This window comes from Moraxella sp. K127 (assembly GCF_015223095.1).
In the GTDB taxonomy this organism is placed as follows: domain Bacteria; phylum Pseudomonadota; class Gammaproteobacteria; order Pseudomonadales; family Moraxellaceae; genus Moraxella.
Window position 1 is genome coordinate 12314 of sequence record NZ_JADFBZ010000027.1, and the last position, 25059, is coordinate 37372.

At 46.4% G+C, this 25059-nt stretch carries 17 protein-coding genes and 1 pseudogene; 11 read left to right on the forward strand and 7 right to left on the reverse strand.

The genetic code is table 11. The features are described from left to right. Positions 1 to 33: 33 nt before the first annotated feature. The 3 genes from IM753_RS07255 to IM753_RS07265 form a co-directional block, all read right to left on the reverse strand. The gene (locus IM753_RS07255; protein ID WP_227713098.1) at positions 34 to 1746 is read right to left on the reverse strand and encodes a HAMP domain-containing sensor histidine kinase; all 1713 of its coding nucleotides are present in this window, start codon (positions 1744 to 1746) and stop codon (positions 34 to 36) included. A 96-nt stretch (positions 1747 to 1842) separates the two neighbouring features. After that, entirely contained in the window at positions 1843 to 2565 is a 723-nt protein-coding gene (locus tag IM753_RS07260) for a response regulator transcription factor (protein WP_065255240.1), read from the reverse strand. 248 nt (positions 2566 to 2813) lie between these two features. Further along, positions 2814 to 4151 (reverse strand): efflux RND transporter periplasmic adaptor subunit, encoded by a 1338-nt coding sequence (locus IM753_RS07265; RefSeq protein ID WP_065255241.1) that lies wholly within the window; start codon positions 4149 to 4151, stop codon positions 2814 to 2816. Positions 4152 to 4389: 238 nt separating this feature from the next. Between IM753_RS07265 and IM753_RS07270 the strand changes: the two genes are divergently transcribed. The 9 genes and pseudogenes from IM753_RS07270 (at position 4390) to IM753_RS07310 (ending at position 19548) form a co-directional block, all read left to right on the forward strand. Further along, positions 4390 to 4737, forward strand: a complete 348-nt coding sequence (locus tag IM753_RS07270) for a PleD family two-component system response regulator (protein WP_036388546.1) — start codon at positions 4390 to 4392, stop codon at positions 4735 to 4737. A 45-nt stretch (positions 4738 to 4782) separates the two neighbouring features. After that, positions 4783 to 5145, forward strand: a complete 363-nt coding sequence (locus tag IM753_RS07275) for a PleD family two-component system response regulator (RefSeq protein WP_062498751.1) — start codon at positions 4783 to 4785, stop codon at positions 5143 to 5145. 3 nt (positions 5146 to 5148) lie between these two features. Continuing rightward, complete coding sequence (locus tag IM753_RS07280) at positions 5149 to 5679, forward strand: chemotaxis protein CheW (protein WP_194109009.1); 531 nt, start codon at positions 5149 to 5151, stop codon at positions 5677 to 5679. 1301 nt (positions 5680 to 6980) lie between these two features. Further along, positions 6981 to 8015: pseudogene (locus IM753_RS13460) on the forward strand (methyl-accepting chemotaxis protein); the annotation flags it as partial. Between the two features lie 21 nt (positions 8016 to 8036). Further along, positions 8037 to 8906 carry a CheR family methyltransferase gene (locus tag IM753_RS07290; RefSeq protein WP_194109010.1) on the forward strand — a complete coding sequence of 290 codons (870 nt, stop codon included), beginning with the start codon at positions 8037 to 8039 and terminating at the stop codon, positions 8904 to 8906. 76 nt (positions 8907 to 8982) lie between these two features. After that, positions 8983 to 17040, forward strand: coding sequence for an Hpt domain-containing protein (locus IM753_RS07295; protein WP_194109011.1), 8058 nt, complete (start codon positions 8983 to 8985; stop codon positions 17038 to 17040). A 30-nt stretch (positions 17041 to 17070) separates the two neighbouring features. After that, positions 17071 to 18183 (forward strand): chemotaxis protein CheB, encoded by a 1113-nt coding sequence (locus IM753_RS07300; RefSeq protein ID WP_227713100.1) that lies wholly within the window; start codon positions 17071 to 17073, stop codon positions 18181 to 18183. A gap of 250 nt (positions 18184 to 18433) precedes the next feature. Next, entirely contained in the window at positions 18434 to 18934 is a 501-nt protein-coding gene (locus IM753_RS07305) for a hypothetical protein (RefSeq protein ID WP_065255244.1), read from the forward strand. A gap of 86 nt (positions 18935 to 19020) precedes the next feature. Continuing rightward, positions 19021 to 19548 (forward strand): cytochrome b, encoded by a 528-nt coding sequence (locus tag IM753_RS07310; protein ID WP_065255245.1) that lies wholly within the window; start codon positions 19021 to 19023, stop codon positions 19546 to 19548. A 34-nt stretch (positions 19549 to 19582) separates the two neighbouring features. On the opposite strand, the gene ahpF is transcribed toward IM753_RS07310, so the two are convergent. Further along, on the reverse strand, positions 19583 to 21139 hold the full coding sequence (gene ahpF, locus IM753_RS07315; RefSeq protein WP_065255246.1) for an alkyl hydroperoxide reductase subunit F: 1557 nt from the start codon (positions 21137 to 21139) through the stop codon (positions 19583 to 19585). A 274-nt stretch (positions 21140 to 21413) separates the two neighbouring features. On the opposite strand from ahpF, the gene IM753_RS07320 reads away from it, so the two are divergent. Further along, a complete protein-coding gene (locus IM753_RS07320; protein ID WP_065255247.1) occupies positions 21414 to 21635 on the forward strand; it encodes a YdcH family protein in 222 nt (73 codons plus the stop codon). A 119-nt stretch (positions 21636 to 21754) separates the two neighbouring features. Here the strand turns inward: IM753_RS07320 and IM753_RS07325 are convergent, their stop codons facing one another. Both IM753_RS07325 and ahpC read right to left on the reverse strand, forming a co-directional pair. After that, positions 21755 to 22357 (reverse strand): hypothetical protein, encoded by a 603-nt coding sequence (locus IM753_RS07325; protein WP_065255248.1) that lies wholly within the window; start codon positions 22355 to 22357, stop codon positions 21755 to 21757. A 160-nt stretch (positions 22358 to 22517) separates the two neighbouring features. Beyond that, the gene (ahpC, locus tag IM753_RS07330; RefSeq protein WP_065255249.1) at positions 22518 to 23084 is read right to left on the reverse strand and encodes an alkyl hydroperoxide reductase subunit C; all 567 of its coding nucleotides are present in this window, start codon (positions 23082 to 23084) and stop codon (positions 22518 to 22520) included. A gap of 203 nt (positions 23085 to 23287) precedes the next feature. Here ahpC and IM753_RS07335 point away from each other — a divergent pair, with 203 nt between their 5' ends. Then, on the forward strand, positions 23288 to 24184 hold the full coding sequence (locus IM753_RS07335) for a hydrogen peroxide-inducible genes activator (RefSeq protein WP_194109012.1): 897 nt from the start codon (positions 23288 to 23290) through the stop codon (positions 24182 to 24184). 5 nt (positions 24185 to 24189) lie between these two features. Here the strand turns inward: IM753_RS07335 and IM753_RS07340 are convergent, their stop codons facing one another. Beyond that, positions 24190 to 24858 carry a M48 family metallopeptidase gene (locus tag IM753_RS07340; protein WP_194109013.1) on the reverse strand — a complete coding sequence of 223 codons (669 nt, stop codon included), beginning with the start codon at positions 24856 to 24858 and terminating at the stop codon, positions 24190 to 24192. Between the last annotated feature and the right edge of the window lie 201 nt (positions 24859 to 25059).

A 25059-nucleotide genomic window follows, 5' to 3' on the forward strand; every position in this document is an offset into this window, starting at 1 on the left:
TTATTGTAAGGGTGGGGCGTTGGCTGATTGGCATTAACCATCCTGATTCATCGGCAACACCACCAAAAAGCGGGTTTTGCCCTGCCATGTGTCGGTGCTGATATGTCCGCCATGGGCTTCGGCGATTTGGGCGACCAATGACAGTCCAAGCCCTGAACCTTTTTTTTCTTGTTTTAGTCGCACAAAGGGGCTAAAAATATCTTCACGCTTGTCCACAGGAATGCCAGCTCCTTGGTCGATGACCGCCAGCACGGCATAGATGCTTTTTTTGCCGTTATCCTTGTCTTTGTTGCGAGAGAGTAGTTTAAAGAAGGCACGGGTGTGTTTCTCTAACGGCGTGCCTTGGGCGGTTGGTTCTGATTCTTTGCTGTTTTTGTGTTCATTGGCTTTGGTGGTTTTGGTTGTATCTTGGTCGTCCTGCCCTTCGTCATTGACATTAAGATGGCTTGCCAGTTCGTCATCTGCGATATCGTGGGTTATCATGTCATGAGTGGCAGGCGTGTTCGTGTGCTCGTTATCTTTGCTAAGGTCGATGAGTGCCTTGGGGATAAAGCCTGCTTCTGCCAGACTGGGCGAGCCATAGACGTAGATTTCCACGGGGGGTGTGCCGTGGATGAGAGCGTTATTGATGAGATTACGCACCAAATGCGTCAGCAGTTTGGGCTGTGCCATCATCGTCACAGGTTCAGCAAAGAGTGTCGCTTCGGTATAGTGCTGGCATTCGCTTTTGATAAGCTCTACCAAATCCACGCTTTCATTGGCTTGTAGGGCATGACCTGCATCCAGACGGCTCACCAATAAAATACTCTCAACCAAATCATTAAGCCCTGTTAAGTCACGGTTGATGGCACAGGCACGTTTGTCACATTTGGCTTTGTCGGCAGGGTCGAGCTTTTGGGTGAGCATGTCCATCATCTCAATCTGCAAGCGAATGCGAGTAATTGGCGTCCTAAACTCATGACTGGCGTGAGCAAGGAGCAGGCTGTTGGCATTGATAAGTCGCTCTATTTTCTCGGCAGACTGGTTAAAGCCATAGGCGAGCATGGCAATCTCATCATTGCCCGTCTGATTGACCCGCACGCTAAAATCGCCATCCCCCATTTTTGCCATCTTGCGACTCATCTGGTTGAGTCGCCACGTCATGTTATGGGCGATGCCCCACAGTACCGCCGTCATGATAAGAATGAGTAAAAGCGTGCCAGTAAAGAAGTTGAACATGCCCAAAAACGGACGTTCTTTGGGGGGTTTTCGGCTCTCATACCACACCGAGTAGCCCGAGCTGGTCTTTAAGATGACATGATGTGGGTCGTTGCCCGATAGGGTGGGCAAGGTCTGGGCAAGCCATGACGGGGTGGGGGGCAGACGTTCGGGCAGTTCGCTGTTTTCGGTTTTTAAGATGAGATTGCGTTTTTTGTCATACAGTCCGATTTTGGCGTCTAAGCTCTCATCAAAGATGTCAAAACTTTTTTTGACCACAGCAAGGATAAATCGGGCTTGCAAGCGGTTGTTGTCCAAAGTGGCATTGTCCACTTCTATCAAAAATGGGTCAATTTGCCCCACGATTTGCCCTGCGATGACTTTGGATTTCATGCTGTCGGAGTTGTTATGGACAAGCTGAGCGAGCAAAATCATGGCAATGGCAAAAGCAATGATTGCCAAAAATACACTAATAAATAGCCTTGCAAACAGTGAACGAAAGCCAAGACGGAGGCGGATTGGTGGGGGGCTTGGTGTGGGCATTGACATGTTAAATACATCAAAAGGCGTAAAAGGATTACGCCTTATCTATATGTAAAAAATACAAAAATCCAATGACAAAGCAAAAGCATTGGATTTTGAGAATCATACTTGATCGGTTGCAAACTGATATCCCACACCACGCACGGTAATGATGCGTTTGGGCTGACGAGGATTATCTTCAATCAAGGCTCTAAGGCGTGAGATATGCACGTCAATGGCACGGTCAATATTCTCTGAACTGTCGTCATTGGGCATGGCTTGCCAGAGCTGTTCACGGTTTAGTACTTTTCCTGCATGAGTGGCAAAGTAGTGAAGCAGTTGGAATTGGTGCGTGGTCAGACGGACGATGTTGTCATCAATGGTCACTTCATGACTGTCAGGGAACACCGTCAGTCGTCCAAAGGTGAGACTGCCTGAGTCTGTGTCAGCTTGGTTGGGGGTCTCATGACGGCGTAGTACCGCACGGATGCGGGCGAGCAGTTCACGGGGTTCAAAGGGTTTTGAAATATAGTCGTCCGCCCCCATCTCCAAGCCCAGCACACGGTCGGTGGTGTCGCCCTTGGCGGTGAGCATGACGATTGGCACTTTGTTAATCATCACATTCTTGGATGCTCGCACCTTTTGGCAGACCTGCATGCCGTCCATGTCAGGGAGCATCAGGTCAAGTACGATAAGGTTGATGTCACGCTCTTTGGCTTCTAGCAGGTCAAGCCCTTCTTGGGCGGTGGGGGCGTGATGAACTTCATAATAGTTCATGGAAAGATAGTCACTGATAAGCTCCGCCAAATCTGGGTCGTCTTCGATGAGTAGGATTTGCTTGGTCATGGTTGTGCCTTGTGTTAAATAGTGTTTAAATTATCTTTTATAAAACACCCAAAAATTAAGGGCGAAAAATCATGGCTATATCTTGCCAATATTTATCCACTTTGGCAAGGGGTAAATTGTTATTTAATTAAAATGGCAGGGTATATTTTAGCCGATTTTACCTACTTTTACACATTCTTTGTAACTATTGTTACAGACGATGGTGAGATTGGGACAAATAATAGGGCGTACCTGCCCTAGCCTACGGGCTATTTTAAACGCACTCGTCCACCATGAGCCTGTTTGGGTAGGTCAGCAAGCACAATCAAGCCATCTAAGCCAATGCCTGCGATGAGATATTGGTCGCTTTCGGGTTGGTATTCGATGATGACGATTTTGGATAAAGCCAAGCGTTCATCTTGCCCTACTGTCCACAGCCATGCAGGGCGTGGCGTGGCAGGGCGGTAGGGTGGTTTGGTCAGTTCCGATAAATCCATGGGGTTTAGCATGTCATCAAAAATGGCAAAAGACGGCACCAAAACCCCAATCTCAATCTGCCCATAATTGACATAACCACCCACTCGTTCATCAAGGGTCAGTTTGGCTTTTTTGGCTTGTTCGGGTTTGATGGTGACGTGGATGTCCATCATGCCATGTACTTTGGCACTCGGGATGATCCCCTTAATCTGACCGCCAAAACTTCGCCCATCTTCGGTATCAAAGGTCACGCCATCGCCCACCGCCAGATAGTCGGCGAACTCAGCAGGCAGGGGGCTGATGAATTTGACAAAGCGTTCATCAAAGACGACAAGCACGGGCGTGTCTTTGGGGTGGGTGGTGTTTTTGTCTGTGACAAAGACGGCTTCTATCTTGCCTGTCATGGGGCTTTTGACATCAAACGGGGTTTTGGTGATGATGGGAGTGGGGACTGTTTGTGCTTCATCATCGGTGTCATCTGCTTGCTCGTGGGGGCTGGTTTTTTCTTTGTTTTTAGATTGGTTTTTTGATTTTTCGGATATTTTTGTGTTTTCTGCCTTGTTTGTGTTTTGTTTGTCGGTGGTGGCATTGTCAGCAGGTTTGCCCGTATCATCGATAATGGTATCGTCACCGCTTGGACTGCCATTAGGGCTGTCATCGGAACTGTCATCGGAACTGTTATCGGGATTGTCAGCAAAAGTGATGGTCTCTTGATAGAACCTGCCCACAATATCGCCTGCCTTGACTGTGTCGCCTGCCTTGATGAGCATGCGGTCAAGCCTGCCTTCTTGGGGTAGGGTGATGGTTGTTTGCTTGTGGGGGATGATAACCCCTTCTAGGCGAAAGGCGGGCTGATAACGCTCGGATTTGATTGCCATGACATGAGCGGTGGCAAGGGTTATGTTATCGCCATTGAGGGCGATTTTGGCGTTATCGGCATCGGTGGGTGGTCGCACAGCCGTGTTGCCATGTACCAGCCCATCTCGCTCGTGCTTGTCATCAAAGCTAGACAAATCGGTCAGCTTAGCATCAGGCACAGGCTCGCAGGCACTCACCAATAATGACAGCACCACAAGGGCGGACAGTGACCGAAAATACAGCAAAAGAGATGGGGTGATGGTTGAGTTCATGACAATGTTACAATCAGCGAAAAAGAGTCAGTAAAATACCCTGCTATCGTATCATATTTTTAGCCCATAAATCCTTTGTTTTGTCAAAAAATAGTGGAAAATTTGCCTTATTTGTGTTAAAAAGTAAAGTAGGTTTTTACTGACTAAAATATTGTCAAAATTTAACCAATTTCTAAATTTACAATCCATTTTCAAACAAAAGGATAATCCCGTGAGTGAATTTGCTGGTCTTAAAGTCATGATTATTGACGACTCCAAAACCATCCGCCGTACCGCCGAAGCCCTACTGCAAAAAGAAGGCTGTGAAGTGATTACCGCTGTTGACGGCTTTGATGCTTTATCAAAAATCGTCGAGACCAATCCTGACATCATCTTTGTGGACATCATGATGCCACGCCTAGACGGTTACCAAACCTGTTCTATGATTAAAAATCACCCAGAATACGCCCAAAAGCCTGTCATCATGCTGTCATCCAAGGACGGTCTGTTTGACAAAGCTCGTGGACGTATCGTGGGTTCTAACGAGTATTTGACCAAGCCATTTAGTAAAGAAGACCTGTTTGCGACCATCAGTCGTTTTCGCTAATTGGGTAAGACACCTAGCGAGACTTTTTATTTATCGGAGACAGACATGGCAAAAGTATTAGTAGTGGACGATTCACCAACAGAAATGTTGCGATTTCGTGAGATTTTGGTCAAAAACGGCTTTGAGATGTTTGAAGCAGACAATGGCGAAGATGGCTGTGCCAAAGCGATTGAAGTGATGCCCGATGTGGTGCTGATGGACATCGTCATGCCTGAGATGAACGGCTTTCAAGCCACTCGCAAAATCACTCGTGAACCCAAAACCGCCCACATTCCTGTGATTATTGTCAGTACCAAAAATCAAGAGACAGACCGTGTGTGGGGCAAACGTCAAGGGGCAAAAGAGTACCTAACCAAGCCCATTAACGAAGAAGAGTTAATCAGAGTCATTCACTCTGTATTGGAGTAAGCCGTGGCGTCGTCTGGTTTTATTGAGTTATTGCGTCTTGCCGACCTTGCCAAGGCTCGGGCAACAGGGCGACACGATGCGGACTATACGCAGTGGATTGGCATTGCCTTTGAAGTAGGTGGACAAGAATTTGTCGCCCCGATGGGTGAAGTGTCTGAGATTTTGGCGCTGCCTGAGCTGACCCCCATTCCACTGACCAAGCCATGGCTACTTGGTGTGGCGAACGTGCGGGGGCGACTGTTGCCACTGGCGGATTTGGCAAAATTTTTAAACATTGACAGTCGTGAACGCCTTAAAAACAAAAAGATGATGGTCATTGACCAAGATGGCTTTTTTTCGGGCATTTTGGTGGATCAAGTGACAGGCATGGTGCAATTTTCGGGCAGTGAATACCAAGATGTGCCTTTGCCCGAAGAGTCGCCCTTTGCTCCGTACAATCACGGCAGATTTGTCAAAGATGATAAGGCATGGCATGTGGTCATGCCATCTTTGCTGTTTCATGATACCGAGTATCTAAATGCAGCATTAGGCTGATGGTGTGCTTTTGATTTTGACAACCTAAGCGTTGGTTATAAAATCAAGACATTGCCAATGTGCCAAAATTTTTTTGCCAATGACAAATTGTGTCATAAATATTTCTAAAAATATCATTTGTGTTATAGGGTAAAACGCCCAGTGTGTTTGAGCAAATGTAAAACCAATCAAAAGCATTTCATCAACAAGTGGTGGAATTGATGAGTTGTATTAGTTAAGCAAAAGCGGGCAGCAGCGATAAGTGGCTCGGTTTTAAAAGGATAAGCAAAATGAATGATGTGAGCAAAGTCTCAGAACCCCTAGCGGTCGCACCAACGTCAGATTCAGAGAAAAAGTGGTGGACGCTACTCATCATCTCTGGATTTATTGCCATGTTTAGCTTGGCGTATTTGGCGTATTCGCTCCTAAAAGTAACCGATTATCTTGGTGATGTCAATCAGCTGGAAGTTAATGCGGTAAATATCGTCAAAAACATCAATGACGCCACGTTTTCTCGTGATTTTGATGTCAGTAAAGCCGCTTATGCCAAACTTCTGGCAGACGTGCAGTCCTATGAGTCAGCGTTGTCACGCCTACAAAACAACAAAATGGTGGGCGATGCAGGGGCAATCAACGCCATCAGCAGTGATTGGCAAGCCAAAAAAGGCAGTGTGGATTATATCGTCGCACACCAAAACGACGTCAATGCCTTGCAAGACCTACAAAAACAAGTCCAAGACGCCGCCCGCCAAATGCAAGAGCAGTATGCCAGTGTTACCGACCAAGCCATGAAAGTGGGACTGTCATCTGCCACCATCAAAGAAATCCAAGAGCAGATTTTACGCCTTGAACGCGTCAGTGAAAAAATGGCGGCATTGACCAGTAGCACCGGCACCAATACCGATGAGTTTAAAGAAGAAGTGGCAGATTTTGCACGCATCTTAAACAACCAGCAAGCGGTCTTTGGGCAAGTCTCCCCGTCCTTACAAACCATCGATGGCACCTATCAGCAGATGGTAGAGCCTGTCATCAGCCAGCTGGCTGACCTAAGTGATCCCACCATCCAATCTCGTGAATCTGCCCAAGCACTCACCGACCTTGCCACCAAGACCCAAGAACAGCTGTCTAAGATTGACCGTGGTATCATTACCCAAAAAAGCATTCTCATCCCTGCACTTTTGTTGTTGCTTAGTAGCCTTGTTTTGGCATTTGCCTTGTATCGCTTGCTAAGACAGCAAAGCAGTCAAGAGCTGCGTGTGAGTGAAAAAGAAAACTTGCGTCAGCGTCAAGAGATGGAAAAGGAAGCAGCACGAGCCAGACAAATCCAAGAAGAAAACGAACGTTCACAAATGGCGATTTTGCGACTGCTTGATGAATTGGGAGATTTGGCAGAGGGTGACTTGACCGTAAACGCCACTGTATCAGAGGATTTTACAGGGGCAATCGCTGACTCGGTAAACTTTGCCATTGACCAACTGCGTCAGCTGGTACTTGCCATTAACACCACCGCCGACCGAGTTGCTCAGTCATCACAGCAAACCCAGATGACAGCGGTAGAACTTGCCGAAGCATCCGAACACCAAGCCCAAGAGATTGCTAGTGTGTCTGCGGCGATTAACGAGATGGCGGTGTCCATTGACCAAGTATCGGCGAACGCATCAGAGTCTGCATCGGTTGCCCAGCGTTCGGTTGCCATCGCCCAAAATGGTGCGAACGTGGTACAGCGTTCTATTGAAGGCATGAATACCATTCGTAATCAGATTCAAGAAACTTCCAAGCGTATCAAGCGTTTGGGTGAATCATCACAAGAGATTGGTGATATCGTTGGATTGATTAACGACATCGCCGACCAGACCAACATCCTAGCCTTGAACGCTGCCATTCAGGCATCGATGGCAGGTGAAGCTGGTCGTGGTTTTGCGGTCGTTGCTGACGAAGTTCAGCGACTGGCAGAACGTTCTGCTGCGGCAACCCGTCAGATTGAGACGCTTGTTAAGACCATTCAGGCGGATACCAACGAAGCGGTATCATCGATGGAATCTACCACCGCAGAAGTTGTTAAAGGTGCAAAACTTGCCAAAGATGCAGGCGAAGCACTGGACGAAGTGCAAACCGTATCAAATACATTGGCAGACTTGATTCAAAACATCTCAAACGCTGCTCGTCAGCAAGCCACATCAGCAGGTCATATTTCTAGCACGATGAACATCATCCAAGACATCACATCTCAGACATCGTCAGGTACGATGGCAACCGCCCGTTCGGTGGGTCGTCTAAATGAGATGGCAGCGGCACTCCAAGAGTCGGTATCTGGCTTTAAGTTGTCAAATGATGATGACGTCTTTGCTGACAGCTGATTGTTGGTGTAGGGGGACGTGATGAATCTGCCTTTGTGGCAAGCGTACATAGAGCAAATCTGTGGATTTGTGTTACCATCGGTGCAACACAATTGGCTCATTCATGCCATTACAATCACCGCCCAAAATCATGGCATGAGTGCTGATGAATTGTACGATACCATACAACATGACAACATGATTTCATCGCAACCATTGTCGGCTTTGACTCAGTTGTTACTTGACAACCTACTCATTACTGAGAGTCGGTTTTTTCGCCATGAGCCGTCTTTGGCATTTGTCGGAGACTTGTATAAGTCCTACATCACCGAGCGACATAAGGTGACGCCATCGTTCGATGTCCCGTCGATGTTTTCGGTGTGGAGTGCAGGATGTTCCACAGGTCAAGAGACATACTCATTGGCGATGACACTTGGCTTGATATCTCGGCAGTTTGTCAGCCCTTTGCCGTTTCGGGTCAATGGGTCGGATTTGTCCGTACGCTCGCTGACGTTGGCAAAAAAGGGCGAATATATGGGCAGGCAAATTAATGAAATCCCTGCCCGTTATCGCTCCCAACTTCGTGCCACGCAGGACAATATGGGCATTTTTAATCACCAAAAAATATGGCAAGTGGACACAAAAACTCAGCAACACACCCATTTTTTTTGGCATAACCTTTTTGCAAAAACACCGCTGGGCTTGCCCAAGCAACAAGTAATTATCTGTCAAAATGTGCTGATTTATTTTAGAAAATTTGACCAAAGAGACATTTTGGCATATTTTGTGCAGAATTTAGACATTGGGGGTTATGTTTTGCTCGCTCCCAATGAAGCCATGTTTTGGCAACACCCTAATATGAGACGTGTGGACAACGGTCAGATTAATGCTTGGCAAAAAATAAGCCAATGACCAACCCCAAATCCATGCCAAATGATGATTTAAAAAATGGCGTAAGCCAATCAAGATATTGTTTTAGGATGATAAGATGATTAAGCAGTCCAATGAATTAGTGGCATTAGAATGGCTGATTGACCCATTAAACCAAGAATTTCAAGCATTGCACGCCCATACAACCCCATCGGCATCTGAGCTGTTGGCTCATTTTGCCCGCCAATATGACGTTATTGGCAATGTGCTTGTCATGGCAAATCTGCCTGAGTTTACCAAACTTGCCAAAACCATTGGCGAGACTGCTGAGTATTTTGCAAAAACAGGCAATCCTGCGGTTTTGGCACCAAAAATCATCTACGCCAGTCATCTGTTGCAACATGAGATAAATCGCTATGCCACCACTGGATTTTTGCGACGCTCTTTATTAAATTCACGCATCTATTATTTGAATTTGGTGAGTGCTCATTTGGGGGACAATAATATAGACAAACAAAGCATTTTGCAATCAGTTGTCCACGAACGATTTAGTGAACAAATACAGTTACATGCCATACAGCCAAGCGTACTAGATGATAATAATTATCAAGAAATCAATCAGGCATGGCGAACGCTTGCAGGGCAACTTACCCAAAGTGGGGTCAATGGCGAACAATTAACCAAATTGCGTAACCTTAGTACACATTTGGCAGGGGCAACAGTAGAGCCTGTATTGCAAAGGTTGTGGCTTATCACGGTATTATGGCTTGAAAATACAGCACTAAATACCAAGCCGTTACCATCTTATTATGCCCATATTTTAGGTGAGCTTGACCGTGTGATTGCTTTTCAAAAGGCAGGCATTACCCCAGAGCTTGAAGCGAGCATTTGGCTTGAAAACGTCATCGCTGACATTTATGTGGCACTTGCCAGTTTGGATGTGCTCAACGAGCAAGCCCAAAACTTCTTAAAGCGTCTCAATGAGATTTTGGCAGACGACCAGACTTTCTTTCCCCATGTGCTGGCAACTGTGGAACGATTGGTGTTCGTGCTGGCAGATAACAAGATTGAGATGGATGCACTACATGCCTTACAAGAGCAGCTGTCTGCTCGTGGTTGGTCGTTCTATGCCCGCTATGTGGAGCAAATCATCAGTGATGCCATGACCGCCCAAAGCAGTGATGAGATGTTTGCCCAAATGCAGTGGCAACTCAACACTCAGCTCCAAGACCTATACACTGCCATCGCCAGTACTGCCGAAGTCATTAACGCCAAAAGCAGTCGTCATGACGACATCGTTGCCAACGAGCGAGACGTGCTTCGTGAAGTGCGTATCTTGATGGAAGAGTTCAAAGATAAATTTTCAGATTATCTAAAGCATAAGCAAGCCGACAAACTGCCATCATCTAAGAGTTTTGAGATGTTGGTCAAAAACTTCAATGACCTAGGGCTGTTTGATGTGGCGGCGGTAGCAACAAAAATGGCAGGAGTGTTTACCCTACTCCAAGACAAATCACCAAATCATATCCCGTGGCAAATCGCTCACAAGACCGCTGAGAGCCTGTCTTTGTTTGAGATGTTCCTTGATAATTTGGCACAGCAAATATTTGATCATGCACTGCTGACCCGGATAGAAGAATGTGCCGATGATGTGCAAAAATTATTGCTTGATGCCAATCTAAACGAACCTGAACTGTCTGATGTGGAGATGGCACGACGTCTTGCCCATCAGCATACCACACTTTATGATGATGCAGGCGAACATTTGCCCGCTTTATCATCGCAGACGCATTTAGATGATGCCCAACAGACGCTTGATGTGGATACAAATGCAGATATGGATTTGGATGTCCATAATGAGCAAGTCCACCATGCACAAGATGTTGTTGTGAGTCATACTGATGAATTGTCTGTACAAAACAGTACCCAAGATAACCATCAAGATAACCATCAAGAGCAAGTTACAAATGCGTTGCCAACAGATGATGTCTCTGTGGATGATGATGTGATAAATACTGATGCTAATGCCGATGCTGATAATGTCAGCATTGATGATGCCAATCTGGACATCCATCAAGATGCTAAGACAGTTGCCATAACGCCAGATGAACATGCCAATGTCACAGATACCAGTTACCAAGATGTCAATCATCATAACACCCAAGACGACCAAATCAGTCAAGCATTTCAAGATGATTTTGATGATTTATTTGATGACACGCTTAGCTTTGATGATGACTTTGGTATTGATGATGTTGCAACAAGTACTAATAACCAAACTGATTTTGATATTTCAGACGATGAACTTTTTGATGATATTTTTATTGATGAACCCATATTATCAAATAACCAAGACACCCAAAATCAAGACACCCAAAATCAAGATGAACCACAAATCGCCCAACAACTGTCTGATGATATTGAGCTTGATTTGTTTGATGATGGTATTGCACTGACCTTAGATGACGATGATGACCATGATGATGAATTTTTGGTAGATGAGTTATCCGACCAAGAGCCAAGTACAGCAGAAGATGGCGTGTATACTGCCCAAGATGATGAGATTTTGTTGTCTGATTATGTCAATGAAGGCACGGTAGATAATGTTGTACCAAGTCTTGCAAGCAGTGAGTTATTGGCTTTTGATGAGCCATCTGCTAATGAGATAAATGCAGATGAGATGACGACTGATGTGGATGTTGTTCAAACAGATGATGATCAAAATGTGTCCGATAAGGTTGTCTTTGATGATGAGATGGCTCACGAACCCAAATCGGAGGGCGATTCTGAACAGGATGTGGTATTGGTTGAGCCTAAATTGGCGGACAACTTTACCAACCAAAGACAAGATGAACCACAGTCAAATGAAACAGAGCAAATTCTTATCGGAGAAGATGACACCGATGACGCTGATGACGCTGATGATAAAACTTACCAACAAGATGAACCTACCGAGCAAGTATTGGATGATGGGCAAGATACAGACTCTTTAAGCGAAGCTTATATTGCTGCTAAGGCAAGCCTAAAAGAGGATGATTTTAGTCATGATGAAGAATTTCGTGAGATTTTCATCGAAGAAGTCGATGAAGTCATGGAAGAGATGCACACGCACCTACCAAAATGGCAAGCTGACCCCCACAATCTCAAAGCACTCAAAGAAATCCGCCGTAATTGGCACACACTCAAAGGTTCAGGGCGTATGGTTGGAGCGTTGCAAGTGGGTGAAACCGCTTGGGCAATTGAAAACATGCTAAACCGTGTCCTAGATGAGACGATTAAAATCAGCCCTGATGTGGTGGCCATTGTCAGTGAGACCGCCAACATTATCCCCATCATGGTGCAAGATTTTGCCAATACTAAACCCCCCAGTGTGGATAATGCACTGGTGGTCATGCGTGCCAATAACATTTTGGTGGGCAGACCTATGGATGAAGGCGCTCCTAAGCCAGCAGATGAGAATGTGGCAGATGATTTGGCATCTGATGAAACTGACATGAGTGCTGGCGACGATGAGAGGGTAATTGATGAGGCAGAACAGGCATCAACAAGTGATGTTGGCGACGGTTTAAATGGTGTTGATGTTGATGAAGTATCATCAAAAACACAAAGCACGCTACCAGATGTGTTAATGCCTTTTATTGAGACTGCTAAGGCGACCACATATGAACCGATGGAAGTTGATGAGGACATTCGTGAGATTTATATTGAAGAGGCAGGCGAGGTCTTAGAGACCATCATTCCGCTTTTTGATAAATACCAAAGCAGTCCTGATAAAGGCACGCTGACCGATATCCGTCGGGGATTTCACACCCTAAAAGGCTCAGGACGCATGGTTGGGGCGTATGAATTGGGCGAGCTGGCTTGGTCGATTGAGAACATGCTAAACCGTGTCCTAGATGAGACCGTGCCGATGGATGCTGGCATGCAGGCACTCATCGGCGACGTGCTAGGTGAGTTTGATGCGTTGGTGTCCATCTTTGAGTCCAAAGCTGACGACTATCCCGCCAAGATAAAACTGTGGGAGGCGGTAGCTCATGCATACAGTAAAGGGCATGGTAAGGATTTTGACTATCGCATGTTGGATATGACTGATGGGTCGGATAAAAACACCGCTACCCAAAACGCCAATGCAGAAGACAGCGATGATATTGACAGAGCCGATGATGTCGCTTGGCAGTCGTTAGATGATGAAGTGTTGGGGTCTGAGCCTGTTTTGACAGAGTCATCAGTAGAAGATGAGTCAAGCCAAGACACCATCGATGACAAAACCACCCAACAGGCAGACCACACCCAAGATGATGAGACTGGCAAAAAAACCAAACCCACTCATGAAGCACTCAGCTTGGTGGAGCAAGCAGGTCAGCTCATGTCTAGCACCACGCCAAGCAGCCCTGTGGATGATGAAGAGGACATGCTGTGCCAAATCTTTATCGAAGAAGCCAGAGAGTTATTGGCAGAGGTAACAACATTTTTAAATGCACATGAAGCAGATAGCCAAACACCTGTGGATAATAACGTGGTGCGTGCATTTCATACTTTGCGTGGGGCATCAGGCTTGGCACCGCTGGTGGCGGTAGGCGAGGTGGGTGCCATCATCGAGCGTGGTTTGCAAAGTTTGCAACATCATGATGCACCGATGGGTAACAAACACAAACAAGCACTCAAAAATGCAGTGGCATTTATTGATGGCTATCTTGATGCGTACAATCAAACCGATGGTAATCTCATCACCGCCCAAGAGCTAGGAGAGCTGGCTGAGGACAAACAAGAAATCGAAGAGCTGATGCTCGATGAGAGTGATGTTTATCATGTAGAGAGCCTAATTGAAGGCATTGATGAACTGCTTGATGCTGAGCTTGAACTAGAAGGCATGAGTGCCAAAGAGCAAAATGTCATTTGCGATTATGCCAAAACACAGCTTGCTCAGATTGACATGCTCTCAGCACGCACGCACGATTTGCCAAAATTCCAAAGCCTGCTTGCATCCTTAAAGCCTGCCTATGAACTCATGGCAGAGCATGCCGACCAAGCCAAAGATGACAGCTTTATCGATGCCTTGCTTGCGGTGCACCATGAGTTGATTGGGCTGTTTGATGCCATGGCAGGTAGCATGGCATTGACGGTGGATAAGGCGGTTTTAAATAATCTAAGCACCATCACTTTGGAGCGAGAGAATTATTATCAAGAGCTGGGCAATACCCTAAAAGAGCAGTCCAAGACCGAAGAGAGCGCCGATTCGTCTGGAACAGCAAGCGATGAAGGGGCGTCACACTCTGATTCTCAAACAGCACCCATTCGTCTAGAAGTGATTGCCACAGATGATGAGCTGTTGGAAATCTTTTTGGATGAAGCGTTAGAGCTTGATGCTGAGGTGACAGAAGTTTTTGGGCAATGGCGAGATGATAAAGACAACCTTGACCACCTAAAAACCTTACAACGCCATTTGCATACCATCAAAGGCGGAGCCAGGCTGGCAGGCATCAGCAGTATTGGCGACCTAACTCACGAAGCAGAGAGTGTGTACGAACGCTTCACCAATAAGCAGATGACCGTCACTGACCCGTGGGTTCGCACCATGCAACGCGTGCAGGACGTATTGTCCTTGCAGTTGGATGCGGTCAAAAACACCAAGCAGTCTTTCTTTGCAGATAACACCATTGCTGATTTGCAGGCTTATTTGTCCGCAGGAGAAGTCCCAGAGGGGGCCATGATAGCCATTCCTGTGCTTGATGCCAAAAAAGAAGAGCAAGAAGCGGTTGCCACGCCAGAGATAACTGAAGTGCCACTTGATGAGACATCCAGATATCAGCATTTCATCAGCGAGTCATGGCAGGGCGTGTTGTCTGATAAAGACATCTTGGACGTGTTCTTAGAAGAGGCTAAGGAGCTTGCTGAGAGCAGTAGCGAGGACTTTGCGGCGTTTCGTAACAACACATCCGACGTGGTGAGCTTGCAGTCATTGCAACGTAAGCTACACACCATCAAAGGCGGGGCAAGAATGGTCTCTGCCAATGGTGTGGCTGATCTTGCCCATGAGATGGAGACGGTCTATGAAGAGCTGGGCAACCGCCGTCTGCCTGCCACACGAATGGTGGCAAACCTGCTTTTTGCATGTCATGACTGGATTACATCAGCGGTTGGACTGCTAGAACACAACTACAACCCACCACGCCCGACACCGTTGGTGGATGCCTTGCACCGTTTCATCAAAAACCCTGATGACCTAAACGAAGTGCCTGTGGTGTCGCTTGAAAAAGAAATTGATTTTATCAATGAATATCAAGCCTTCTTGGCAGCATCCAAAAACACCCGTGACATCAGTCGTATGCCACCCATGAAAGGCGTGTTTGGCGAAAGCGTGGACAGTAGCAGTAACAATGAGATGATTCGTATCTCAGCTCCCCTACTTGAACGCATGATTAACCTGTCAGGCGAGGCGGCGATTAACCGTGCTCGTATTGACATGAACCTTGCCAGCATCACAGGCAGTATCGAGGAGATGGGTGTTACGGTTCAGCGTCTGTTTGACCAGCTACGTCGTATGGATATTGAGCTAGAAGAGCAGATTATGGCACAGATTGATGATGGTACATTTGATGAGGACTTTGACCCCTTAGAAATGGACCAGTATTCATCACTCAACCAGTTGTCAAAATCACTCTCAGAGTCAGCATCGGACTTGCTAGACATTAAGGCGACCATGTTAGATAAGACTCGTGATGGCGAAAACTTATTGCTACAATTATCACGCACCCAAGCAGACTTACAAGACAGCTTGATGAATTCACGGATGGTGCCTTTTTCACGTCTGACCCCACGCTTACAACGCATCGTGCGTCAGACAGCGAGCGAGCTGGGCAAGAACGTGGAGCTGACGGTGATTAATGCCGATGATGAGATGGACAGAAGTATTCTTGATCGTATCACATCACCGCTAGAACACATGCTTCGTAACGCTGTTGACCATGGTGTTGAGATGCCCACCAAGCGTAGTGAGCTGGGCAAGCCACTAACAGGGCGTATCGTGTTGGAGGTCCTGCGTGAAGGGGGCGAGATGGTCATCTTGCTGTCTGATGATGGTTCGGGCGTGAATGTAGAGGCGGTGCGTAACAAAGCCATCAGCCAAGGTCTTATCCATCCCGATGAACAGCTTGCTGATAACGACATCATGCAGTATATCTTTAACGCAGGTCTGTCCACCACAAACAAAGTAACCCAAATCTCAGGGCGTGGCGTAGGCATGGACGTGGTGCGAACAGAGATTCGTCAGTTGGGTGGCTCGGTATCGGTAGAGTCGGAGTTTGGCAAGGGTTCTCGTTTTATCATCCGTGTGCCATTGACCGTGTCTATGTCAGATGCACTCATCGTGCGTGTGGCTGACCGCCAATACGCCATCCCACTGGTACAGATTGAGCGTGTGGTGCAGATGAATGCCACAGAACTGCTGGCTTATCATCAGTCGGGCAATAACACCATTAAGATTGATAACAAAAACTATCGTCTGCGTTATCTCAATGAAATTTTAACAGGCAGTTATTTTAATGAAATCATCTCAGGCGTGACTTTGCCCGTCATCATCATCAAGACTCAGACAGGGCAAGCCCTTGCCTTGCAGGTGGATGAGATTGTAGGTTCTCGTATTGAGATTGTGGTTAAGCCATTAGGTCGTCAACTCTCCAACCTATCGGGAATCTCAGCGGCAACCATTATGGGTGATGGTTCGGTCATGCTTATTCTTGACCTGTTGGCACTCATGCGTACCGCTCAGGCGAAACGAGAAAGCAAAGAGATGGAGCCTGTCGTCAGCCGTCGCCATCTCATCATGGTGGTGGACGACTCGGTAACGGTGCGTAAGGTAACGTCTCGTTTCTTAGAGCGTCAAGGCTTTGAGGTGATTGTTGCCAAAGATGGTGTTGATGCCATTGAGATTTTGCAAGACAACATGCCTGATTTGATGCTACTTGACATTGAAATGCCACGTATGGATGGCTTTGAAGTCGCAACGCAGGTGCGTCACAGCCCCCGTTTGAGTCATTTACCCATCATCATGATTACATCACGAACGGGCGAGAAGCACCGAGATCGTGCCTTTGAGATTGGCGTTAATGACTACATGGGTAAGCCGTTCCAAGAGGTGGAGTTGTTGGAGCGTATTGGCAAACTGCTGAACATTTAGCGGTTTGTTAATGAAAGATGATGGTGGGCAATGGAATCTAACAAAGATGTGTCAAAACAAAGGTCTTTGAGTGTGGCGGCACAGTATTGGCAAAATAAGCTCAATGCCACATGCCCTACTTGTCAGCACTCGAACGTTGATGACATTTGCTCCCATCAAACCATGCCATCTGATGAGCAAGTCAAAGATATTAAGGTCATCGTGGTGAGCGACCAACGTAGCCAGCGACTTGCTTTTGATGACGGGTTGCGTGAGGCGGGCTTTGATGTTATTGGCTGTTTTAGCACCGAACAGCTTGATGTGATGATAAAGTCAAAGCTGCCCAAAGGCATGGTGTGGTTGGTAGAGCCACCTTTGTCAGACGGGTTGCAGGCACTCATTGATGGTCATCAGCCACGCTTGATGTTGGTCGGTTTTCAAGAGGCTCCCAACCCAAAGCATGATGAGAGTTATAAAAAGTGGCAACGTTCATTGCTACGCCGTCTTTGTAATTCACTTGGCATGCCCATGATAAAGGCTACGGATAAAAAATCCACAGTCATCTCCCATGTGTCCGTACGTCCTTGGAAATATGTACTGTTTTTGGGGGCGTCCATGGGCGGGCCTGATGCTTTGAAGATATTTTTGGATAACATCTCTCCTGAGTTGCCACTTGCCGTTTTAATCGCACATCATTTTGACAAAGAGATGATTCATGGTTTGCCAAAGATACTTACCCGTAACAACGACTGGCGATGTCGAGTGATTGGCACCAGTCAGCGACTACAAACGGGGACTTGTTTGATTGCCCCGATTGAGCAACAAATCGTCTGCGACAGTGAGGGGCGGGTGATTTTGCTGGATAAGGCATGGGAGGGCGAGTATCAGCCGAGCATTAATCATCTCTTAAAAAACACCAGTGACGTGTATGGCAGTGAGCTGATTGGGATTATATTCTCTGGCATGGGTGATGATGGTTCTGCTCATCTCACCCAAATCGCCCAAAACAAAAGCCATCTGTGGGCTCAAAGCCCTGAGAGTAGTGGCTGTTCAAGCCAGCCCCAAGCTGTTATTGATTCAGGATTTTGCCAATTCTTTGGGACACCTTTAGAGCTTGCCAATCGCATCAATCACATGCTTCGTGGCTTTAAATATTCAGAATGACAAAGAGGATGCCAACTTATATTTGTTACCCCATTTTCAACTTTATATCACTCATTGATTTATCAAGGGCGAATAGGATTGACCCCTACAACCCAAAAATGATTATGGGACAATCAATAAGCTGCCGTTTTAGGTTGAGATTGAAGTATCTATTTGTGTTATCAGACATATCCACGGATGATGCTTGGCAAAACAGCATGATGCATGTATCAAAGATGATGTCATTATTTACCATTGATTGAGAATAGTTATGAGAAAAATCCAAAAACACCAGTTCGAGCCTGTGAGCTTGCTTACTGCCGAGCATGGCACCATTGAAGTGACTGCCATTCCTGCCATCGGTCAGCCTGATTGGCTGGTGCCAACCGCCCTTATCATGAGCGTGGATGAATACCATGAGCGAATCTGGACATATCTGTGGCGAGGTCAAGAGGTCTCGGTGTATCACCTGATTCCCAAAGACATCGAAGCGGACAAGCTCATCATCTTAGAGGGTAACTCAGATGTCCACCGTTTGGCACTGCAAACCGCAGGCGAGCTGACAACCAAACGGGTGCGTATCTCGGATGTGACGGACGTCACACTAAGCGATGAGGAGATTGCTAACATCCAGCTGTCTGTTCCCAATTTGCCCAATCGTGAGCAAAGACAGGAAAACTATCTGTATCAAGCGGTAACGCTAGATGGCGAGATGTATGTCGTGCCTGATTTGGACTTAATCGCTCACCGCTTGGTGGATTTGGATAGTTGATTTACCAAAAAACTACTTTTGTCCCCTATTTTTTACCAAAAACTTCGTTATAATAAAACGAAGTTTTTTATTTATGGGGAGACATCATGACCACGCCAGCCACGAGCCAGCCGACACGCCACACCGACAAATACAGCCTTGCCACTCGCATTTTTCATTGGGTGGGGGCATTACTCATTATCGTGGCATTTGTTATCATTAACATGGGCGATGAGTACATCAGCCTGCACAAATCCATTGGGGCGAGCTTTTTTATTTGGACGGTTTTGCGTATCATTAACCGCTTTATCGTCAAAGCTCCGCCACACCCGCCCATGCCCGTATGGCAGACGGCAGTGGCTCATCTGACCCATTTGGGCTTGTACGTTGCCATGCTTGCCATGCCTATCACAGGCATGCTCATGAGTATGTATGGCGGTCGGGGCGTGAGTGTGTTTGGGCTGTTTAGTTTCCCAAGCGTGGTGGGTATTGATAGAGAGATGGCAAAGGTGATGAACGGGCTACACACAGGGGCGGTGTTTTATGTGTTGGTGTTCCTAGTCATCGCTCACGTTGGTGGGGCGTTGTATCATCAGTTTGTGATGAAAGATAATTTGATAAGTCGCATGAAATAATAAAAACCCAGCTTAACGGCTGGGTTTTTGCGGTTTAGCTGTTCATCATCAGATATTCAAATGCCGACAGTCCTGCCTTGGAGCCTTCGCCCATCGCAATGTTAATCTGCTTATAAGGCACGGTGGTTACGTCCCCACAGGCAAACACGCCTGCCTTATTGGTGCGACATTTGGCATCAATCTCAATCTCGCCATGAGCGGTAACATCTACCAAATCCTTGACAACATCAGAGTTTGGCACCAGTCCGATTTGTACAAATACCGCATTTAAAGGCAGGGTTACATTCTCGCCCGACACTCGGTCTTGATAGATAAGGCTATCTACTTTACCGCCATTTGCCGTAATCTCTTGCGTGGCGGCGTTTTTGATAATCGTGATGTTGTCTTTGGCGTTTGCCTTGTCAATCAGAACTTGGTCGGCTCTGAGTTTATCGCCAAATTCCAACACGGTAACGTGCTGAACGATACCTGCCAAGTCCAACGCCGCTTCCACGCCCGAGTTACCGCCCCCGATGACCGCCACAGGCTTGCCCTTAAAGAATGGGCCATCGCAGTGTGGGCAGTACGCCACGCCGTTGCCGATGTTTTCATCTTCGCCTTTGACGCCAAGTTTACGCCATTTGGCTCCTGTGGCAATGATGAGCGTGCGTGAAGTCCAGCTTGCCCCTGTGTTTAGGGTAACTTGATAACCGCCTTTGACTTCTTCGATAGACGATACGCTCACGTGTTCTTTAACGGTGATGTTATACTCTTTGATGTGCGTGGCAAGGTTACTTGCCAAGGTATTGCCGTTGGTAAGCGGTATGGAAATCAAGTTTTCAATGTCTTGGGTGTCTTTGACTTGTCCGCCGATACGGTCGGCAACCAAAGCCACACGAAGCCCTTTACGAGCGGTATAAATCGCCGCCGCACTGCCTGCTGGCCCCCCGCCAATCACGGTAACGTCTTGGGTTTCAAGCTGTTCGGCTTGACCTTCGGCAATCAGGTCGGGGTACTCGGCTTGCAGTTTGTCAATGATACGGGCGGTATCTACTTTACCATTTAAAAATGGTTTGCCGTTTAAAAACACCGCAGGCACGCCTTGAATGTTATTTTTTTCAACAAGTTCTGGGAACACACCGCCGTCAATCATCTCGTTTTCAATGCCGTCATTTAACACGGCAAATTGGTTTAACGCTTGCACGACATCAGGGCAGTTATGGCATGATAGCGAGACAAAGGTTTGAAATTTAAGTGGTTTTTGAATGCGTTTGACAAGCTCTTGAATGCCTTCGTCTAGCTTCATGGTATGACCGCCAGCGTGCAAAATGGCAAGCAAGAGAGACGTAAACTCATGACCGCCAGGGATACCGCTAAACACAATGCCTGTATCACGGTTATCTGTGGCAATTTTAAAGCTCATGGGCGACAAATCGGTGTCCACGACTGTTTTGTCAAAGCCGATTTTGTCCGAAGTGCTGGCGATTTGCTCCAAAAAGTCCACCAATTCGGCACGTTTGGCGTGGTCGCCTTGTCCCAAAATCATCTGAATGGGGCGTTTCATGTTGGTGCTGTATGATTTGATGGCATCAAGTAAAGATTTGTCTAGCATGGTGTGTACCTATAAATTGCCTATGAATATGTTTAAATTACCTAGTATTATAAGGGCTATTTGATATTTAGAAAATTTAAACGTTTTTAATATTAAGTTTATAAAACTCAATTAATGCCAAAAAGAAAATTCATACAAAAAAGCACATAAAAAAGATAATTTTGCTTGCTTATACCGCCAATTCTTGCTAAGATAAAGCCATACCAAATGTAAGAATTTTTTAGATGTATATTTGGTAAATATCGCTAACCTATTGATATATTAGGAGTTTTTCATGTTTCCAGAATACCGTGAACTCATCACCAAACTAAAAACAGAAAACGATTTGCACTTTGTCAAACTCTTTGACGCTCATAACGAGCTTGATGAAGAGATTACCAATCTAGAAAATGACCCTGTCGCCCACAACAGCCGTGGCGAAGAAATCGAAGGGTTAAAACGCAAAAAATTGGCTCTAAAAGACGAGCTGTATCAATACCTACTTAGCAAAGCCTGATAAATGGCTATTTAAAATGATAAAAACACAGGTTGGACGACCTGTGTTTTTGTTTGGCTGTAATTTTTTGATGATAAAAAATCGCCCAACATATTGAGCGATTTTGTGATTTATCAAAATTAGCTGATGTTGCAACGAGCTTTTTCTTTGGTGGCAAAGTCTTCGATGAGCGTTTTCATCTTCTCAGGGGTAATGCTCTCTTGCATGGCGGTTTCTAGCTTTTGATTGGCTTCGCTCTGACTCATCTCTACCATCTTGGCTTGGTCTTCTTCGGTCATGATGATAGGCTCGCCATCAATGCTCTCACCACGAGCCAGTTTTTCTTGTTGTTCGGTGTATTTTAGCACCTTTTGACCGACTTCGCTTTCATAGAATTTATCTGCTTCTTGAATGCCTTCAACGCCAACAGCGTCCACAAGCATCTGCTTGCTGGTCTCATGATAGGTCGCTTCACCGTCTTTGGACATCAGACAAGCCCCTTGCTCTTCGGTGATGTCAGGATTGGTCTGTGCCAAATGCATGAGCGTGGACATTTGCAAGATTTTGTTCATCATGGCGATGCTTGGCGAGCCATCCAAATTGACACTGGCAGTCTCGGCAGGGGCAGTTTGGGTAGTCTCTGCGGTGTTGGCAGGCTGTTTGGCTGGGGCATCGGTCTTGTTACAAGCGGTCAGCAGGGTGGCAGAAACGGCAACTGCCAATAGGGTGCGGTAGAGTGTCATAAAATCATCTCGATGCTGTCAATGGAATGTCTAAAAATGAAGAGCAACAATTTTAACACACATTCACCAACTTGACCGATGTTTTTGTCATAAAATAAAAACCGCCTAACCTGATGGCTAAGCGGTTTGGGTTGTCTAAAATCTAAGAGTAACTATTAGATTAGATTTTGCCAACTAGGTCTAGGCTTGGCTTCAAGGTCTCTTGACCTGCTTCCCATGCGGCTGGGCAAACTTCGCCGTCATTTTCACGCACATATTGGGCGGCTTTGACTTTGCGAATCATGTCTTTGGCAGAGCGACCGATACCTAGGTCGTGAATCTCGGCAACTTTGATAAGACCGTCTGGGTCTACCAAGAAAGTACCACGCAATGCAGCATGCTCGTCTTCAATCATGATATTAAAGCCACGAGTGATTTTGCCAGTACCGTCGCCTAGCATTGGGTATTTTACTTTGCCGATGGCAGGAGATGAATCGTGCCATGCTTTGTGAACGAAGTGGCTGTCGGTAGAGACGGCATACACTTCTACGCCAAGACCTTGTAGCTCTTCGTAGTGGTCAGCCATGTCTTCAAGCTCGGTTGGGCAAACGAACGTAAAGTCGTGTGGGTAGAACATGAAGATAGACCATTTGCCTTTGGTGTCTTCTGATGAGATGGTTTTGAACTCACCGTTGACAAAAGCTTCGGTGGTAAATTCTGGAATTTGTTGGTTGATAATAGCAGTCATATTGTCACCTATGATTTGTTGTTAAAAATGTCAATGTGATGAGTGGTTGGAGCTTACTCATCAAAGGATAAAATCCTTAAAGTCATTACATGATAACAAAAATTAACGGTTTATCCAGTTAAAAGTTTTAAATAAAAGGTTTTGTTTTATCAAACTTAGGTGTAAAATAGCAGGTACGATTTTTTAAAATTAAGGAATGCGTGATGATTACCTTGCGTCAGTTAGAGTTCGCCCTTGCCGTTGCCAAACACAAGCATTTTAAACGTGCTGCCGAAGAGTGTAACATTTCCCAATCTGCCCTAAGTCTTGGCATTGCCGAGCTTGAAAAACAGCTAGACACGCAGATTTTTGAGCGTAATAACAAGCAGGTGCTTATCACGCCCATCGGCGAAGAGTTGTTGGAGCGAGCCCAGCGAGTGTTTAGCGAGATTAGCGACTTAACGACCCGAGCCCACAGCCATCAGTTGCCCCTTGCTTACCCGATGACGATAGGCATTATCCCGACCATCGCCCCGTATCTGCTTCCCAAAGTGTTGCCAATGCTCAAAGATAAGTACCCCCAGTTTGAGATTGCGGTGACCGAAAAACAGACCGAACGCCTGTTAGAGCAGGTGCGTTATGGGTATATTGATACCGCCATCTTGGCACTGCCTTATGCGGTTGATGGTCTGCATGCCTTTGAGTTTTGGGCGGAGAATTTTTATGCCATTTTCCCCAAAGACAGTAAGCAAGATAAGACAAGCATTTCAAGCACAGAGTTGTTTGAAAATGATGTGCTGTTACTGGGTGAGGGTCACTGTTTGACCGATCAGGTGCTGTCGGTTTGTACCATGAATAAAAACGAGCTAAAATCAGGCTTTTCGGACGCCAGTCTTAACACGCTCATTCAGATGGCAAAAGTGGGCATGGGGACAACCCTAGTACCTAAGATGGCGTTAGAGCAAATCGGCGATGACGTAACTGCCTTACCCCTAAATGAGACAGGACCACACAGACGACTCGCGTTCGTCACTCGCCTAAACTATGCACGGGTCAATGACGTCAAAATCCTAAGCGAGATTTTTAATGAAGCCTTAACCGCCCATGAAGCCAAAGGCTAAGCCAATTAGGGCTTACCTTTTAGCAAATTATGCCATGTCTGATAGTCAGGCATGGCTTTTTTGACTTCATGCCAAAAAGCAAGGCTGTGGTTGGGATGGATAAGATGGCACAGTTCATGCACAAAGACATATTCGGTGCAGGGGTAGGGATAGGCAGGCAGATAAGTGGATAGCCAAATGCAAGCTTCATGGGTGTTGCAACTGCCCCAGCGAGTGTGCATTTTCTTGGTGCGAATCTCATCGGCAAAGCGACCGACCACAGGTTGCCATGTGTCTGCTAGGGTGGGCAGGCGAGCTTTGAGTTCATGCTCATAGATGGCAAGTCGGCAGGCGTGGGGGTCTTGGCGTTGCTGTTTTGATAGCCTGATAGGGTGCTGTGTCAGATAGTCCGCCACATCAAAAGGCTCGCCCCACAGCTTGGGGTGGGCGTGGCTTGGACTGTGGTCGGTGTAGGTGTGTTTGCGTTTGTGGGCGTGAGCCATTGCCCATGCAGACTTGGACATGATAAGGCGGTGAATGTCATCATCGGACAGATGACGTGGCACGCTGACAGCAAAGCAGGGGCGAGCGCTTATGAATGTTAGGCGAAAATTGACGTTTTTGACGGCTTTTTTGTGGATGATGAGCGTGATGTCATGTTTGTCAAAATGGGCAGATAAATCGGTGTGGGGCATGGGTGGTGATGTATTGGGTTTAAAAATATTTTACACTCTACAAAATGAAAAAGTGCTACGGTTTCCGTTCGTGGTGAGTCTGTCGAACCATGACGGAAAATAGCTCAGGGCGAACAGTTTCCGTGGTAAAATTCAATTTTGTTAGCTGTAACATGATGGCTTTTAAAAAGAAAAATTAAAAAACAAAAAACAGGTCACATA